Raw genomic sequence first — 15,517 nt, forward strand, 5'->3', positions numbered from 1 at the left:
ACAGGACCGTGGCCCCGCGGGCGATGGCCCCGGCCAGAACGGCGTCGCCCGCGGTCGCCGGGAGGCGCACCCGCAGCCGCCACGACGCCGGCCCGGGGCCGGGCACGACGCGCGACTCGGAGCCGGGCGGCAGCGACGGCACCGCCGAGCGCGGGTCGCCGTCGCCCGCGAGCTCAATGACGGTCACCTCGTCGACCGGGGGCGCGGCCTCCTCGGGCCGCAGCGTTCCGGCCTCGACGCGCAGGACCGTCGCGCCGGTGAGCCGCGGGCCGTGCGCGGTGTGGTCGGCGACCAGGACGGTCGTGCCTGCCGCAGCGATCGCGGCGAGCCGAGCGGACAGCCGCGGGGACGACTCCGCGTCGAGACCCGACCAGGGCTCGTCGAGGACGACCAGGCCCGCCCCGCACGTCAACGCCTGGGCCAGGCCGACCTTCTGCGCGTTGCCCTTGGACAGCTGCAGCAACGGCGTGCCGGCGCCCGCCGAGAACGCCATCTCGGCCAGCATCTCGGTGGCCTCCCGGACGGCGCCGGGCCCGGCACCGTGGATCGCGGCGAGATGGCGCAGGTAGACCCCGACGGGCATGCGCAGCTGCGCGGGGAACCGGTCGGGCACGTAGCCGACGACCCGGGGCCGTCCGACGACCCGTCCCGCCGACGGCGACGACGCGCCCGCGGCGATCCGCAGCAACGTCGACTTCCCGGAGCCGTTGCCGCCTCGGAGCACGACGGGACGGCCGGGTTCGAGGTCGAGGTCGATCCCCGCGAGGACCTCCGCCGATCGCCGGCCGTATCGCTTGCGCACCCCCTCGAGACGCATCACGCGGTCATCGTGCCCCGGGTCCGGCACCGAGCGGGACGGCGCTGCGCCGGGCGGACCGCTGCGCTGCGCCCAAAGGGCGCCCGCGCCGTCAGAGACGGATCTGGATCCGCTGGATCGACGCGCTGATCGGGGCGAACAGCTCGCGTCGGATGCGGTTGTGCTCGTCGTCGGAGTCGTAGGTGCGGTAGGCGTCCTCGTCGGCGAGGTCGACGGTGATCGCGAAGTTCGCGTTCCCCTCGCGCAGGCCGAGGTCGACACCGGTCACCACGGTCAGCTCGACACCGGGGACGGACATCCCGCGGATCGCCGCGAGCGCCTCCTCCATCTGGTCCACGGTCACGCCGTCCTTGACGGTTCCCACCACAACGTTTCGGATCACGAGGCTCACGTTGTCACACGGTCCGGCCACCCCGGCAAGGGTGGGGCCAGCCCCACCACCGGCGTCGGGTCAGCCGCTGCGACGACGCCTGGTGGCCCCGCTGTGTTCCGGGCTCCCCGACGACACGCTCGATGCATGACGACGCAGACCGCCACGCCCCCGCCCGACCGGGTCGCGGCACGCCCCGGCGTGGGCCGTGACGTGCTGCTCGACCTGATCCGCAGCGGCGCGATCGCGCTCGTCGTGGTGCAGCACTGGCTGATGCCGGTGATCACCCGCGACGGTGCCGCGCTCGTCGCCGGCAACGCCCTGTCGGCGCCGGGCGCCTGGGCGTGGACGTGGGTCGGGCAGGTCATGCCGCTGGTGTTCTTCGCGTCCGGCGCGGCGGCCGCGATCTCGTGGGCACGGACCAGTGCCAAGGGCGGCGACGCGGCGGGCTGGCTCGTCGGCCGCCTGCACCGGCTGGTCCTGCCCGTCGCCGCGCTGGTCGTGGTGTGGTTGCCGCTGCCGGTGGTGCTCCTCGCGCTCGGCGTGCCCGGACAGCCGTTGCACCTCGCGGCGAGCACGGTGCCGCAGCTGCTGTGGTTCCTCGTCGTCCAGCTGATCCTGGTCGCGCTGACGCCGCTGACCGTCGCCCTGCACCGCCGCTTCGGGCTCGCCGTGCTGGTCCCGCTCGTCGTGGGCGCGGCGGCCGTCGACGCGCTGCGGTTCGCCGGGGTGCCGCTCGTCGGCTACGTCAACGCCGTCCTGGTCTGGGTCGCCGTCCACCAGGTCGGCGTCGCGTACGCCGACGGCCGCTTCGCCGCGACGGGCCGTCGGGGTGCGGCGCTGGCCGGGGTCGTGGGCCTGGCGGCGACGGCCGCACTCGTCGGGTTCGGGCCCTACCCGGCGTCGATGATCGGGATGCCGGGCGCACCCGTCTCCAACATGAGCCCGCCCACGCTGTGCCTGGTCACGCTGGCGATCGCGCAGCTGGGCTTCCTCTTCGCCCTGCGTCCGGCGCTGGTCCGGTTCGCGACGTGGCGGCCCGTCGAACGCGGCCTCACCGTCCTGGCCCCGCGCACGATGACGGTGTTCCTGTGGCACATGAGCGCGCTCGTCGTCGGGGTCGGGGTGCTGACGCTGGCCTTCGGCTCACACACCCCCGACCCGTTCGGCCCGCTGTGGCTGGCCGGTGCGCCGCTGTGGATCGCAGGCCTCCTCGCGGCGCTCGTGGTGCTGGTCCGTGCCTTCGGGTCGCTGGAGACGCGGTCCGCGGCGGCCGGCCGGCGTGGCGCCCACCCCGTCGCCGTGTACGTCGGGCTGGTCCTCGCCGCCGCGGGGATGCTGGGGCTGGCCGCCCGCGGGTTCGCGCCGGACGTCGACGCCGGGCTGCTCGCCGTCGTCGCGGAGCCCGCGGTCTGGTCGGCGGTCGTGGCCGTCGGCTACCTGCTGGCGACGCGCGGGTTCACAGTTCCGCGCGCCGCGACACGAGCGTCTCGGCGACCTGCGCGAGCTTGACGTTGAGCGACTGTGAGGCCGAGCGCAGAACGTCGAACGCCTCGGCGGCGCTGATCCCCCGGCGCTCCATCAGGATGCCCTTGGCCTGGCCGATGACGTCACGGCTGGCCAGGGCCTGCTTGATCTGCGCGACCTCCAGCTCGGCGGCGGTGGTGGCTTTGGTGGCCGCCAGCGCCGTCGACGCGTGCGCGGCCAGCACGAGCGCGACGTCCGGGTCGGCGGCCGCGAAGCCGTCGACGGCGAACGAGTAGAAGTTCAGTGCCCCGAGCCGCGGGGTCTCCCCGGCCGGGAACAGTCCGACGGCGAGCACGCTGCGCGCCCCCGCGCCCGCCGCGGCCGGCCCCCACTTCGGGAACTGCGCACCGGACCGCAGGTCGGCGCTCGCGACCAGGCCCAGCCCGGGCGTCCGTGTCGCCTCCACGCAGGGGCCCTCGTCGAGCGAGTACTGCAGCTCGTCGAGCCGGGTGGCCAGCGCGTCGGTCTCGACGGGGGTGTGGAAACCACCCTCCGGCGACCGCATCGTCACACTCACCAGGTCCGCCCCGGCGATGACGGCCTTGCCCGCGTGGACGACCCGCGTCAGCACCTCGTGGACGGTCGTCGCCTCGAGCAGCCGTTCGGCGAGGCTGACGAACTGCCCGGCGAGCAGTCCTGTCGAGGCCCCCTCCCGGCCCTCGACGAATGCGTACCGGTCGTTGGCCCAGTCGTTCTCCGTGACCACACCGCTCCTTCTCCGTCCCGCCGGAGAACTATGGCGTGACGGCTTCGTGTGGGCAACGGGGTGAGAGCAGGTTTGCCGTCACGTGCGCCGACTACGTTTCGTCTCGTGACAGTACGCACCGTTGGTGTCGAGGAGGAGTTTCTCCTGGTGGACCCTGCTTCGGGGCGGCCGCGTGCCGTCGGCGGGGTCGTGTTGCGCCATCTGGACGCACAGCCCCCACCGCCGGCGGAGGCACCCGACGTCACCGGCGAGCTGCACCGCGAGATGCTCGAGACGGGGACCCGTCCGGCGGCCACCCTCGACGAGCTCGACCGCGGCGTGCGCGCGGCCCGGGCCGCGGCGGTCGAGGCGGCCGCTTCCGCCGGGACCGTCCCGGCCGCGATCGCGACGTCTCCGCTGCCCGCCGACCCCACCGTCTCCGAGGGCGACCGCTACCGGCGGATGGCCGAGCGGTTCGGGCTGGCCGTGGCCGAGAACATGACCTGCGGCTGCCACGTCCACGTCGGGGTCGACTCCGACGAGGAGGCGGTCGCCGCGCTCGACCGCGTCCGTCCGTGGCTCGCGCCGCTGCTGGCGCTCAGCACCAACTCGCCGCTGTGGCAGGGCGCGGACTCCGGCTACGCCTCCTACCGCCAGCAGGTGTGGTCGCGCTGGCCCACGGCCGGGCCCACCCCCGCGTTCGGGTCGGTCGCGGCGTACCGCGAGACCGTCGACGCCATGGTGGCGAGCGGCACCGTCCTCGACGAGGGGATGGTCTACTTCGACGTCCGCCCGTCGCGCCGGCACCCCACGCTGGAGATCCGGGTGGCCGACGTCTGTCGTGAGCCCGGCGACGCGGTCCTCGTCGCGGCGCTGACCCGGGCGCTCGTCGAGACCGCGGTGCGGTCGTGGCGGGCCGGTGAGCCGGCGCCGGAGGTGCGTGTCGAGGTGCTGCGGCTCGCGTCGTGGCGGGCGTCGCGGACCGGCCTCGACGGCGCCCTGCTCGACCCCGGCAGCTGGCTGCCCTCCCCCGCCGACGACGTCGTCGACCTGCTGCTGAACCACGTGGGCGACGCGCTCGACGAGGCCGGCGACACCGGGACGGTGAAGACGCTCCTGACCGACCTCCGGGCTCGCGGCACGGGCGCGGTCGCCCAGCGCGCCGTCCTGGCCCGCGGCGGCGACCTGCGCGACGTCGCCCTCTCCGCAACCCTCTGACCCCGCGGACGAGCGGTCAGCGGCGCAGGCGATGCGCTCCCCCGCGGCGGACACCCTTCGCGGCCCGGCGCTTCCGGACCGCCAGCCACACGACCCCGACCACGACGAGCCCGACGACGACGTAGCTCACCGGCCCGAGCCAGGCCTCGACTCGGTCCCAGTGCTCCCCCATCAGCCAGCCGGCACCGATGAACACGGCGTTCCAGACGCCGCTGCCGACCGCGGTCAGCGCCACGAAGCGGCCGATCGGCTGCCGCGCCAGCCCCGCGGGCACGGACACCGCGCTGCGCACCACCGGCACGCACCGGCCGAGCAGCACGATCCAGCCGCCCCGGCGCTCGAACAGCGTGCGCCCGCGTTCCAGGTCGGACACGCCGACCAGGACGAACCAGCGTTTCGACGCCAACCGTTGCAGCCGTTCGTAGCCCAGTCCGGCGCCGACGGCGTAGAGGACGAGCGCGCCGAGCAGCGAGCCCGCGGTCGCGCACGCCCAGACGAGCACGACGTCCATCGCACCGGCCCGGGCCCGGAACCCTGCCAGCGGCAGGATCAGCTCGGACGGGATCGGGGGGATCAGGTTCTCCAGCAGGATGAGCAGCCCCACTCCGACGGCACCCAGCCGGTCGACGATCGAGAAAATCCAGTCGGCCACCCCTTCACCGTGCCCGATTTGCCTGAATCAAGCCTGAGAAACCGCGCGGCCCCGCGCCCGGCAGACCCTTCGACATGCAGGAACGGCACTTTCCCGCAGTCCAGTTGCGGGAAGTGCCGTTCCTGACGTTCGGAGGGCCTACGCCGCCGCTGAGGGGCCGGACGCCTTGGCGCGCAGCGAGTCCGGGACACTGAAGCGGTCGCCGTACTTCGCGGCGAGCTCGTCGGCCCGGGCCACGAAGCCCGCGACCCCGCCCGGGAAGCCCTCGACGTACTGCACGACCCCGCCGGTCCAGGCCGGGAAGCCGATACCGAAGATCGAGCCGATGTTGGCGTCGGGCACGGTCTCCAGCACGCCCTCGTCGAAGCAGCGCTGCGTCTCCAGTGCCTCGATGACGAGCATCCGCTCCGACAGCTCGTGCAGGTCGACGTCGTGGTTCGTGGCGCCGAACTCGGTGCGCAGCCCCGGCCACAGCCCGGTCCGCTTGCCGTCGACGTACTCGTAGAATCCGGCGCCGCCGGACTTCCCGGTCCGCCCGAGGTCCACCAGCCTGTCGACGATCGCGTCGGCCGGGTGCGCGACCCACGAGTCGCCCGCCGCGGCCTGGGACTCCTTGCGGATCTTCTGCGGCAGCGTCAGCGTCAGCTCGTCGAGCAGCTGGAGCACGGGCGCGGGGTAGCCGGCCTGCGAGGACGCCTGCTCGACGGTCTGCGGGTCGATGCCCTCCGCGATCATGGAGACGCCCTCGTTGATGAACGTCCCGATCACGCGCGAGGTGAAGAAACCACGGCTGTCGTTGACGACGATCGGGGTCTTGCGCATCCCCAGCGTCACGTCGAACGCCTTGGCGACGGTCGCGTCGGACGTCTGCTCGCCCTTGATGATCTCGACGAGCGGCATCTTGTCGACGGGCGAGAAGAAGTGCAGCCCGATGAAGTCGCCGTGGCGGTCGAGCCCCGCGGCGAGCTCGGTGATCGGCAGCGTGGAGGTGTTCGAGCAGAGCAGCGCGTCGGGCTCGATCACCTTCATCGCCTCGCGGAAGACCTCCTGCTTGAGCGCGACCGACTCGAAGACGGCCTCGATGACGATGTCGCAGCCCGCGAGGTCGTTGTAGTCGTCGGTCGGGGTGATGCGCTGCAGCAGCGCCTCGCCCTTCTCCAGCGTGGTCCTCCCGCGCTTGACACCCTTGGCGACGAGCCCCTCGGAGTAGGCCTTCCCCTTCTCCGCAGCCTCCAGCGAGACGTCCTTGAGCACGACGTCCCAGCCCGAGAGTGCGCACGTGTAGGCGATTCCGGCGCCCATCATCCCGGCGCCGAGGACGGCGACCTTGCGCGGCTGCCACTTCTCGTGGCCGTCCGGGCGGGAGCGGCCGCCGTTGATGGCCTGCAGGTCGAAGAAGAACGCCTTCGTCATGTTCTTCGAGACCTGGCCGCAGACGAGCTCGACGAAGTAGCGCGACTCGATGCGCAGCGCGGTGTCGAAATCGACCTGGGTGCCCTCGACGGCCGCCGACAGGATGTTGCGCGGCGCCGGCATGGGCGCGCCCTTGAGCTGCTTGCGCAGGTTGGCCGGGAACGCCGGGAGGATCGAGGCGAGCTTCGGCTGCGCCGGGGTCCCGCCGGGCACCTTGAAGCCGGGCCTGTCCCACGGCTGTGCGGCGTCCGGATTGGCGGCGATCCAGGCGCGGGCCTTCTCCAGCATCTCCTCGGGAGTTGCCGCGAGCTCGTCGACGATCCCGATCTCCAGCGCCGCCGCGGGCTTGTGCCGCTGTCCCAGCGCCAGGACCTGCATGAACCCGTTCATGATCCCGAGCATGCGGGTGATCCGGGTGACGCCACCGCCGCCGGGCAGCAGGCCCAGCGTGACCTCGGGCAACCCGTAGACGACGCCGGGCCTGTCGAGGCCGATGCGGTGGTGGCAGGCGAGGCCGATCTCCAGGCCGCCGCCGAGCGCGGTGCCGTTCATGGCCGCGACGACCGGCTTGCCGAGCGTCTCCAGCCTGCGCAGCTGCGCCTTGATCTCGGTGACGTTCTCCATGACCGCACCCGCGTCCGACGGCTGCGCGGCCGACAGCGCTTCCAGGTCGCCACCGGCGAAGAACGTCTTCTTGGCCGACGTGACGATCACGCCGACGAGGTCCTCACGGGCGGCGACCAGCTCGTCCACCGTGGAGCCCATGGCCGCCTTGTAGGCGTCGTTCATCGTGTTGGCGCTCTTGCCCGGGTCGTCGAGGGTGACGACGGCGATCCCGTCGGCGCCCTTCTCCCAGCGGACGGCCTTGCCGGAAAGATCGGCCATGTCAGACACGCTCCACGATCGTCGCGATTCCCATGCCGCCGCCGACGCACAGCGTGGCGAGGCCCCGGCGCAGGTCCCGGCGTTCCAGCTCGTCGATCAACGTCCCGATGATCATCGCCCCGGTGGCGCCCAGCGGGTGCCCCATGGCGATGGCGCCGCCGTTGACGTTGGTCTTCTCGTGCGAGATCCCCATGTCGCGCATGTAGCGCAGCGCGACGGCGGCGAACGCCTCGTTGATCTCGAAGAGGTCGATGTCGTCGACGGTGAGCCCGGCCTTGGCCAGCGCCTTGCGGCTGGCGGGCGCGGGCCCGGTGAGCATGATCGTCGGGTCGGCGCCCGAGAGCGCGGTGGCGACGATGCGGGCGCGCGGCGTCATCCCCGCGGCCTTCCCGGCGGCCTCGGTCCCGATCAGCGTCAGCGCGGCGCCGTCGACGATGCCGGAGGAGTTCCCGGCGTGGTGGACGTGGTCGATCTTCTCGACCCAGTGGTAGCGCTGCAGGGCCACGGCGTCGAAGCCGCCCTCGGCGCCCATCATCTCGAACGACGGCTTGAGCCCGGCGAGGTTGTCGAGGGTGGTGCCGGCGCGGACGTGCTCGTCGCGCTCCAGGACGGGCAGGCCGTTGCGGTCACGGACCGGCACGACCGAGCGGGCGAAGTACCCGTTGGCCCAGGCCTTGGCGGCCCGGGTCTGCGACTCGACGGCGAAGGTGTCGACGTCGGTGCGGGAGAAGCCCTCCAGCGTCGCGATGAGGTCGGCGCCGATGCCCTGGGGGACGAACCCGGTGTCGTAGGCGGTCTCGGGGTCCATGGCCCAGGCACCGCCGTCCGACCCCATCGGCACGCGCGACATGGCCTCGACGCCACCGGCGAGGACCATCTCCTCCATGCCGGAGCGGACCTTCTGCGCGGCGGTGTTCACGGCCTCCAGGCCGGAGGCGCAGAAGCGGTTGAGCTGCACGCCGGCGACCGTGTCGGGCAGGCCGGCGGCGATCGCGGCGGCCTTGGCGATGTCGCCGCCCTGGTCGCCGATCGGGGTCACGACGCCGAGGACGACGTCGTCGACGACCGCGGGGTCGAGTCCGGGGAAGCGCTCTCGAAGCTCGTGGATCAGGCTCACGACCAGCGCGATCGGCTTGACCTCGTGCAACGAGCCCGAGGCCTTGCCCCGGCCACGTGGGGTCCGGATCGCGTCGTAGATGTAGGCCTCTGGGATCTGGCTCATGCTGACCTCTCGGCTGCAGGACGGCAATGTCGGCACCATCTTTGTTACAGCAGCACTGTCACATAGGTCAAGGTCGTCGTAGCCTCCTCACATGGACGTGCACGAGACCCCCCGGCAGCTGACGATCGACCAGCTGGCCCGACGGACCGGGCTCAGCGTGCGCACCATCCGCTTCTACGCCGGGCGCGGGCTCGTCGGGCCGCCCACGCTGCGCGGGCGCACCGGCCTCTACGGCGACGAGCACGTCGCCCGCCTGGAGCTGATCGGCGAGATGTCGGCGCTCGGCTTCACCCTCGCCGCCATCGAGCGCCATCTCGAACGCGTGCCGCACGGCGTCACCCCCGAGGACCTCGCCCTGCACCGCGCACTGCTCACCCCCTGGGTGCCCGAGTACCTGGAGGACGTGGACCGCGCCGAGCTCGACCGCCGCGCCGGGCGCCCCCTCGGTGACGCCGCACTGGCCGACCTGGAGACCCTCGGCGTACTGGAGCTCCTCGACGACGGCCGCGTCCGGCTGCACGGCGCACTCGGACCGGGCCTGGACATGCTCGACTCCGGCCTGCCGCCCGACCTGCTGCGCGCGTCCCACGAGCTGATCGCGAAGCACACGACCGCGCTGGCCGAGGACCTGATGGCACTGTTCCAGCGCGACGTCCTGCAGCCCTACCGCGACGCCGGCCGCCCCGCCTCGCAACGGGCCCGCCTCGCCGAGACCCTCGAGCGGCTCAAGCCGATCACCGTGCAGGGCGTCGTCGCCGCGTTCGGCCGCGCGGTGAACCGGACGATCCGCGACCGCGTCGGCTGAGCCCTCCGGACCTGCGCTCAGGCGGCGGGCCGCAGCCAGATGCCGTTGCGCGTCTGCACCAGCCCGAGCTCCCGGGGATCGTGGCACCGCCCGCGACGCCGGTGCGCGTCCCAGAGCTTCGCGTCGTCGAACAGCGCGCCGCAGCCGCCCGTGCGCCGGCAGCAGTGCGCGCGGTCGGCGCCCACCCACTCGACTCCGCAGCAGTGCATCCGCAGGATCTCCGTCGCCACGACACTCCCCCCGAGACCGAACTCGAACACATGTTCGCACGCCGTCGATGGTGCGGCAACGCCCGGTCGGTGGAGGCGCTCCGGTCCCCGGGCCGGTATACGTTCACCCCGTGGAGGTCCTGCGAGCCGCCGGCGTCTTCGCCGTTCGCGACGGCGAACCCAACCAGTACCGCGAGCACGTGAGATCCCGGGACCTGTCGGTCGGCACCTACTGCATCCCGGTGGGTGGCAAGGACGGGCAGCACCCGCACGGCGAGGACGAGGTCTACCTCGTCGCGCGCGGGCGGGCGACGCTGCGGTGCGAGGAGGGCGAGTACCCCGTCGGCCCGGGCACCGTCGTGTTCGTCCAGGCCGGTGAGCGGCACCAGTTCGTCGACGTCAGCGAGGACCTCTCGATCGTCGTCGTGTTCGCGCCGCCGGAAGGTGCCCGTGACTGACGCGTTCCGCTTCCCGGTCACGGTGCGCTACCTGGAGGTCGACGCGCAGAACGTCGTCTTCAACTCCTGGTACCTGGCGTGGTTCGACGAGGCGATGGCGGCGTTCCTCGCCGACCGGGGGCTGCCGTACAAGCAGATGCTCGAGGCGGGCCACGACGTCCAGCTCGTCCGCTCGGAGATCGACTGGCGGTCGGGCGTCGGCTGGGGCGACGAGATCACCGTCGCGGTGTCGACGGCGCGCCTGGGCCGCACCAGCTTCGTGCTCGACTTCGACGTGCTGCGCGACGAGGAGATCACCTGTGGGGGCCGGACCACCTACGTCGTGATCGCGACGGACGGCTCCGGCACACGCGAGATCCCGCCGATGCTCGCCGACGCCCTCGGCGCACCGATGCCGCTGCGCCCGCTCTGAACGGGGCTTGCGCTGGAGCGCGCTCCAGCCCCTCGCGTCGATCGCATGACACGCACCACCACAGCGCAGCACGGCATCGGTTCCCCGTTCAGCGCCACGAGCACCGCAGCCGACGTCCTCGACGGGATCGACCTCACCGGCAAGCTCGTCGTGATGAGGGGCGGGCACTCCGGGATCGGTCTGGAGGCGACCCGCGCGCTCGTCGACGCGGGTGCACACGTCGTCGTCCCGGCGCGGCGGCCCGACGTCGCCCGGGAGGCACTCGCGGGGACCGCCGGTACGAACGCCCTGTTCACGCCGCACCTCGACACCATCCCCCGCGACAGCGGCGTCCGGGCGTCCTCGGCAACCACGGCGGCATCATGACGCCGCTGCAGCGCCACCTGGACCACCTGGGCCACCTGGGCCACCTGGGCCACCTGGGCCACCTGGGCCACCTGGGCCACGGCGACATGGTCGCGCTGGGCTGCGTGGCTCACCGCGCCGGAAGCACCCGGTTGCGCACCTCCGGCAGGGCGAGCCGGGTGCCGTCGGGGCCGGGGAACGTCGCGGTGATGACGACCTCGTCCCCGTCCTCGAGGTAGGTGCGGGTCTGTCCGCCGGGCAGCGCGACCGGGTCGGCGCCACCCCACGACAGCTCCAGGAAGCTCCCCCACTGCTCGCGCCGAGCGCCCGACACGGTGCCGGAGCCGAGCAGGTCGCCGGGTCGCAGCCTCGCGCCGTTCGACGTCAGGTGGGTGACGAGCTGGGCGGGGGTCCAGTAGAGGTCGGCGGCGGGCGGGGTGGAGACGAGCGCACCGCCGAGGCGCAGCTCCATCGTGACGTCGAGACCGCGGTCGGCCTTGCCCCGCAGGTGGGGCAGCGGCTCGGGGTCGCGTGCGGGCGGGTCGACCCAGGCGCCGGCGAGGACGTCGAGCGGGGTGACCCAGGCGGACACGGCCGTCGCGAACGACTTGCCCAGCATCGGCCCGAGTGGCCTCGACTCGAAGGCCTGCACGTCGCGGGCCGACCAGTCGTTGAGCAGGACGACGCCGAAGACGTGGTCCAGCGCGTCGTCCATCGACACGGGGCCCTGCACCGGTCCGCCGCAGACGAACCCCAGCTCGGCCTCGACGTCGAGCGCCCGCGTCGGACCCCAGTCGCCGGCCGCGCGCTGCCCCGCCGGCCGGGTCACGGGTGTCCCGCTGACGACGACCGTCCCCGCCCGGCCGTGGTAGCCGACGGGCAGGTGCCGCCAGTTCGGCGCGGTCGTCGCGCTGCCCGGCCGCAGGATCTGCGCGCCGTTGACCGCATGCTGTTCGCAGGCGTAGAAGTCGACGTAGTCGGCGACGGCGAACGGCAGGACGGGCACGACCCCGTTGCCGGGCAACAGGAACGGCCCGATCCGGTCGGGGTCGGCGAGCCGTTCGCCGAGCCAGCCGACGACGTCGCCCCACAAGGCACGGCTCGTGGCGAGCAGCGCGTCGAGGGTGGGGTGACCGAGGACCTCGGCGAAGGCGACGTTCTCGGTCGCGGCGAGGGCGCCGACGTCGAGCAGGCCGTCCGGGGTGGGTGCCGCGATCCGCGACGGTCCGGGGCGGCCCGTCCCGGCCACGACCCCGAGTGCGAGTCCCGTCCCGATCGCCGGTGATCCCATGCCCGCAGACGCTAGCCGTCCGCGCGGGCTCCGGCGCTCACCCCGGTCAGTCCGGTCATGCGCCCATCGTCCCGGCCGGCGCGGGTCGGACGAACGCGCCGTCAGCGTCCGGTGGCGCGCTCCAGGTAGGCGGCGACGTGGCCGTCGGTGGCGCGCCTGGTCCACAGCCGCAGCGCGACCTCGTCGTCGACGGTGTAGCGGTCGGCCCGGTCGGTGGCCTCGCGGCGCAGCGCGGCCTTGGTCGCTGCGAAGGTGTCGGGCAGGATGCCCGCGAGCCCGCGCGCGATCTCGACGGCCTTCTCCCGCAACGTGTCCGGGGCGACGAGCTCGTCGACGAGGCCGAGCGTGAGCGCCTCGGCGGGCGGGTGGGTGCGCGCGCCCATGACGAGCCGGCGCGCCGTGACCTCGCCGACCGCGTTGCGCATCGCCTCCAGCGCGATCCGCGGGAACGGCACGCCCACCTGGAGCTCGGCGAGGCCGATGCGGCCCTTGCCGTCCGCCATGATCGCGGTGTCGGCGCACGCGGCGAGGACGCACCCGCCGGCGATGGCGTGCCCGTTGACGGCGGCGACGACCGGCTTGGGCAGGTCGAACACCGCGCGGAAGCAGGCGGCGAGCGCGGGCAGGAAGCGTTCGACGTAGGGTGCGCCGCCGTCGAGGAACTGCCTGAGGTCCACGCCCGCGGAGAACGAGCCGCCGCCCGCGGTGAGCACGACCGCCCGGGCGGGGTCGGCCGTGAGCCCGCGGAAGGTCTCGGTGATCCCTTCGCACAGCTCGATGTCCATCGCGTTGACCGGCCCGTGGGCCATCGTCAGGATCGCGACCCCGTCGTCGTCGACTCGTTCGATCACCCTCGGAACCTAACCCGCGAAGGTCGACCCGGACATGAAAAGCTCTGCATGAATCGCGGGGACGCCCCCGCCTCGACGCCGAGCCCCCGGGAGAAGAAACCATGTCGCAACAGGTCCGCGCGGTCGTCGCCCACAGCAAGGGCGCCCCCGTCTCCGTCGAGACGATCACCGTCCCCGACCCCGGCCCCGGCGAGGCCGTCGTGCAGATCCAGGCCTGCGGCGTCTGCCACACCGACCTGCACTACCGCGAAGGCGGCATCAACGACGAGTTCCCGTTCCTCCTCGGCCACGAAGCCGCCGGAATCGTCGAGTCCATCGGCGACGGCGTCACCGACCTCGCCCCCGGCGACTTCGTCATCCTCAACTGGCGCGCCGTCTGCGGACAATGCCGCGCCTGCCGTAAGGGCAAGCCGCAGTACTGCTTCAACACCCACAACGCCACCCAGAAGATGACCCTCGCCGACGGCACCGAGCTCTCCCCCGCCCTGGGCATCGGCGCCTTCGCCGAGAAGACCCTCGTCGCGGCGGGCCAGTGCACCAAGGTCGACGCCTCCGCCCGACCCGCAGCAGCCGGCCTGCTCGGCTGCGGGGTGATGGCCGGCATCGGCGCGGCCATCAACACCGGCGGCGTCTCCCGCGGCGACTCGATCGCCGTCATCGGCTGCGGCGGCGTCGGCAACGCCGCCATCGCGGGCGCCAACCTCGTCGGCGCCACCACGATCATCGCCGTCGACGTCGACCCCACCAAGCTGGAGTGGGCCAAGGGCTTCGGCGCCACCCACACCATCAACTCCCGTGAAGTCGACGCGGTCGAGGCCATCAAGGAACTCACCGGCGGCAACGGCGCCGACGTCGTCATCGACGCCGTCGGCCGCCCCGAGACCCTCAAGCAGGCATTCTTCGCCCGCGACCTCGCCGGCACCGCCGTCCTCGTCGGCGTCCCCACCCCGGACATGACCTTCGACATCCCGATGATCGAGATCTTCGGCCGCGGCGGCGCCACCAAGTCCTCCTGGTACGGCGACTGCCTCCCCGCACGCGACTTCCCCATGCTCATCGACCTCTACCTGCAGGGCCGGCTCCCCCTGGACAAGTTCGTGTCCGAGGAGATCGGCCTCGACGCCGTCGAGGAAGCCTTCCACCGCATGGAACGCGGCGAGGTCCTCCGCTCGGTCGTGGTCCTCTGATGACCCCCGCCGGACCGGTCGACCACGTCGTCACCTCCGGAACGTTCTCCCTCGACGGAGGCACCTGGGACGTCGACAACAACGTGTGGATCGTCGGCGACGACAACGAGGTCATCGTCATCGACGCCGCGCACGACCTGGAGAAGATCACCGAGGGTGTCGCCGGCCGCCGCGTCGTCGCTGTCGTGTGCACCCACGCCCACGACGACCACGTCAACCAGGCCCCGCACGTCGCCGACCGCTTCGACGCCCCGATCCTGCTCAACCCGGCCGAGGCGCCGCTGTGGGAGATGACCCACCCCGACCGCAGGCCCGACCGCGAGATCACCGACGGCGACGTCCTGCGCGCCGGCGGCGTCGAGCTGCGGGCACTGGTCACGCCCGGACACTCCCCCGGCTCGACGTGCCTGTACTCCGAGGACCTGGGCGTGCTGTTCTCCGGTGACACCCTGTTCAACGGTGGCCCCGGAGCGACGGGACGCTCCTACTCGTCGTTCGACACGATCATCGACTCCATCCGCGGCCGGCTCCTGACCCTGCCCGGCGACACCGTGGTCCGCACCGGCCACGGCGACTCGACGACGATCGGCGCCGAGCTCCCCCACCTCGAGGAATGGATCCGCCGGGGCAACTGACCCCGTGAGTGGCGGTCTCGGCGCCGTCGTCACCTACGACGACAGGTCCGCCGCGGCCGCTGCCGCCCACGGGCGCCCGGCCGCGATGCCCGGCCGCACGTCCTGACCGGTCAGCGCACCGGGACGGGGTCGAGGGCCAGGACCGGGCGCTCGGTGGGGCCGTACCAGGCGCGCAGGATCCGCCCGTCGAGCCGCGCCTGCGGGATCGGGCGGGCGCCCGTGCGGGCGGGCCACGGCGACGCGACGCTGTGTGCCACGACCTCCTGCACGGCGTTGATCGTCGCGTAGGCGGCGGTGGCCACCTGACGGTCACCGGTGTCGCCGTCGAGGAGCCTGGCCGCGGCCGATCCCCCGATCACGGCGTCGCCGCGCAGCACCACGACCCTGGCCCCGTCGGCGCGCACGTGCAGCCCGGCGGGGACGACGTCGTCGAGCCGCGAGGCGAGCGCCGCGGCCAGGTCACGTGGGGTCACTCCATCACGGTACGAAGCGGAAGCCCAGGTGGGCGCTCCGCGAACCGTCATCCACCCTGACG

The 15,517-nt window shown here is 73.1% G+C and carries 17 protein-coding genes and 1 pseudogene; 8 read left to right on the forward strand and 10 right to left on the reverse strand.

Going from position 1 to position 15,517, the window contains the following annotated elements; all coding sequences use genetic code 11:
- Nucleotides 1–817 (reverse strand): ATP-binding cassette domain-containing protein (locus TOK_RS33065; protein ID WP_253258708.1); only part of this gene is annotated, 817 nt, incomplete at its 3' end.
- 91 nt (nt 818–908) lie between these two features.
- Nucleotides 909–1,199: a Dabb family protein gene (locus TOK_RS28990; RefSeq protein ID WP_098961263.1), complete on the reverse strand. Its 291-nt coding sequence runs from the start codon at nt 1,197–1,199 to the stop codon at nt 909–911.
- Between the two features lie 135 nt (nt 1,200–1,334).
- Here TOK_RS28990 and TOK_RS28995 point away from each other — a divergent pair, with 135 nt between their 5' ends.
- Nucleotides 1,335–2,699: an acyltransferase gene (locus TOK_RS28995; protein WP_098961164.1), complete on the forward strand. Its 1,365-nt coding sequence runs from the start codon at nt 1,335–1,337 to the stop codon at nt 2,697–2,699.
- On the opposite strand, the gene TOK_RS29000 is transcribed toward TOK_RS28995, so the two are convergent.
- Nucleotides 2,647–3,420 (reverse strand): ANTAR domain-containing protein, encoded by a 774-nt coding sequence (locus tag TOK_RS29000; protein ID WP_098961165.1) that lies wholly within the window; start codon nt 3,418–3,420, stop codon nt 2,647–2,649. The two genes, TOK_RS28995 and TOK_RS29000, sit on opposite strands and share 53 nt — an antisense overlap.
- 105 nt (nt 3,421–3,525) lie before the next feature.
- Here TOK_RS29000 and TOK_RS29005 point away from each other — a divergent pair, with 105 nt between their 5' ends.
- Nucleotides 3,526–4,617: a glutamate--cysteine ligase gene (locus TOK_RS29005; RefSeq protein ID WP_098961166.1), complete on the forward strand. Its 1,092-nt coding sequence runs from the start codon at nt 3,526–3,528 to the stop codon at nt 4,615–4,617.
- Between the two features lie 16 nt (nt 4,618–4,633).
- Here TOK_RS29005 and TOK_RS29010 read toward each other — a convergent pair whose 3' ends face one another.
- From TOK_RS29010 to TOK_RS29020, 3 genes are all read right to left on the reverse strand, one after another.
- The gene (locus TOK_RS29010) at nt 4,634–5,269 is read right to left on the reverse strand and encodes a DedA family protein (RefSeq protein WP_253258710.1); all 636 of its coding nucleotides are present in this window, start codon (nt 5,267–5,269) and stop codon (nt 4,634–4,636) included.
- A 138-nt stretch (nt 5,270–5,407) separates the two neighbouring features.
- Nucleotides 5,408–7,567: a 3-hydroxyacyl-CoA dehydrogenase NAD-binding domain-containing protein gene (locus TOK_RS29015; RefSeq protein WP_098961167.1), complete on the reverse strand. Its 2,160-nt coding sequence runs from the start codon at nt 7,565–7,567 to the stop codon at nt 5,408–5,410.
- Between the two features lies 1 nt (nt 7,568).
- Nucleotides 7,569–8,789 carry an acetyl-CoA C-acetyltransferase gene (locus tag TOK_RS29020; RefSeq protein WP_098961168.1) on the reverse strand — a complete coding sequence of 407 codons (1,221 nt, stop codon included), beginning with the start codon at nt 8,787–8,789 and terminating at the stop codon, nt 7,569–7,571.
- A 91-nt stretch (nt 8,790–8,880) separates the two neighbouring features.
- On the opposite strand from TOK_RS29020, the gene TOK_RS29025 reads away from it, so the two are divergent.
- On the forward strand, nt 8,881–9,594 hold the full coding sequence (locus TOK_RS29025; protein WP_098961169.1) for a MerR family transcriptional regulator: 714 nt from the start codon (nt 8,881–8,883) through the stop codon (nt 9,592–9,594).
- Nucleotides 9,595–9,611: 17 nt separating this feature from the next.
- On the opposite strand, the gene TOK_RS29030 is transcribed toward TOK_RS29025, so the two are convergent.
- Nucleotides 9,612–9,824 carry a hypothetical protein gene (locus TOK_RS29030; RefSeq protein WP_246115450.1) on the reverse strand — a complete coding sequence of 71 codons (213 nt, stop codon included), beginning with the start codon at nt 9,822–9,824 and terminating at the stop codon, nt 9,612–9,614.
- 110 nt (nt 9,825–9,934) lie between these two features.
- Here TOK_RS29030 and TOK_RS29035 point away from each other — a divergent pair, with 110 nt between their 5' ends.
- From TOK_RS29035 to TOK_RS29045, 3 genes and pseudogenes are all read left to right on the forward strand, one after another.
- A complete protein-coding gene (locus TOK_RS29035; protein WP_098961170.1) occupies nt 9,935–10,261 on the forward strand; it encodes a cupin domain-containing protein in 327 nt (108 codons plus the stop codon).
- Complete coding sequence (locus tag TOK_RS29040; RefSeq protein WP_098961266.1) at nt 10,254–10,673, forward strand: thioesterase family protein; 420 nt, start codon at nt 10,254–10,256, stop codon at nt 10,671–10,673. The genes TOK_RS29035 and TOK_RS29040 overlap by 8 nt, the downstream gene beginning before the upstream one ends.
- Before the next feature lie 45 nt (nt 10,674–10,718).
- Nucleotides 10,719–10,952 (forward strand): annotated as a pseudogene (locus tag TOK_RS29045) (oxidoreductase); the annotation flags it as partial.
- Between the two features lie 196 nt (nt 10,953–11,148).
- Here the strand turns inward: TOK_RS29045 and TOK_RS29050 are convergent.
- Both TOK_RS29050 and TOK_RS29055 read right to left on the reverse strand, forming a co-directional pair.
- Nucleotides 11,149–12,309 carry a fumarylacetoacetate hydrolase family protein gene (locus tag TOK_RS29050; RefSeq protein WP_098961171.1) on the reverse strand — a complete coding sequence of 387 codons (1,161 nt, stop codon included), beginning with the start codon at nt 12,307–12,309 and terminating at the stop codon, nt 11,149–11,151.
- Between the two features lie 101 nt (nt 12,310–12,410).
- Complete coding sequence (locus TOK_RS29055) at nt 12,411–13,160, reverse strand: enoyl-CoA hydratase/isomerase family protein (protein WP_098961172.1); 750 nt, start codon at nt 13,158–13,160, stop codon at nt 12,411–12,413.
- Between the two features lie 101 nt (nt 13,161–13,261).
- Between TOK_RS29055 and TOK_RS29060 the strand changes: the two genes are divergently transcribed.
- Both TOK_RS29060 and TOK_RS29065 read left to right on the forward strand, forming a co-directional pair.
- Nucleotides 13,262–14,347, forward strand: a complete 1,086-nt coding sequence (locus TOK_RS29060) for an S-(hydroxymethyl)mycothiol dehydrogenase (protein WP_098961173.1) — start codon at nt 13,262–13,264, stop codon at nt 14,345–14,347.
- A complete protein-coding gene (locus TOK_RS29065) occupies nt 14,347–14,982 on the forward strand; it encodes an MBL fold metallo-hydrolase (protein WP_098961174.1) in 636 nt (211 codons plus the stop codon). The genes TOK_RS29060 and TOK_RS29065 overlap by 1 nt, the downstream gene beginning before the upstream one ends.
- Before the next feature lie 110 nt (nt 14,983–15,092).
- Here TOK_RS29065 and TOK_RS29070 read toward each other — a convergent pair whose 3' ends face one another.
- Nucleotides 15,093–15,455, reverse strand: coding sequence for a hypothetical protein (locus TOK_RS29070; protein ID WP_098961175.1), 363 nt, complete (start codon nt 15,453–15,455; stop codon nt 15,093–15,095).
- Nucleotides 15,456–15,517: the final 62 nt, after the last annotated feature.

Origin of the sequence: Pseudonocardia sp. N23 (assembly GCF_002583555.1) — a bacterium.
Lineage (GTDB): Bacteria > Actinomycetota > Actinomycetes > Mycobacteriales > Pseudonocardiaceae > Pseudonocardia.

What these genes read in the sequence shown, in the direction of transcription:
- TOK_RS28995 (WP_098961164.1), top strand. Translation starts at nt 1,335, where the DNA reads ATGACGACGCAGACCGCCACGCCCCCGCCCGACCGGGTCGCGGCACGC.
- TOK_RS29020 (WP_098961168.1), bottom strand. Translation starts at nt 8,789, where the DNA reads ATGAGCCAGATCCCAGAGGCCTACATCTACGACGCGATCCGGACCCCA.
- TOK_RS29025 (WP_098961169.1), top strand. Translation starts at nt 8,881, where the DNA reads ATGGACGTGCACGAGACCCCCCGGCAGCTGACGATCGACCAGCTGGCC.
- TOK_RS29015 (WP_098961167.1), bottom strand. Translation starts at nt 7,567, where the DNA reads ATGGCCGATCTTTCCGGCAAGGCCGTCCGCTGGGAGAAGGGCGCCGAC.
- TOK_RS29065 (WP_098961174.1), top strand. Translation starts at nt 14,347, where the DNA reads ATGACCCCCGCCGGACCGGTCGACCACGTCGTCACCTCCGGAACGTTC.
- TOK_RS29050 (WP_098961171.1), bottom strand. Translation starts at nt 12,309, where the DNA reads ATGGGATCACCGGCGATCGGGACGGGACTCGCACTCGGGGTCGTGGCC.
- TOK_RS29060 (WP_098961173.1), top strand. Translation starts at nt 13,262, where the DNA reads ATGTCGCAACAGGTCCGCGCGGTCGTCGCCCACAGCAAGGGCGCCCCC.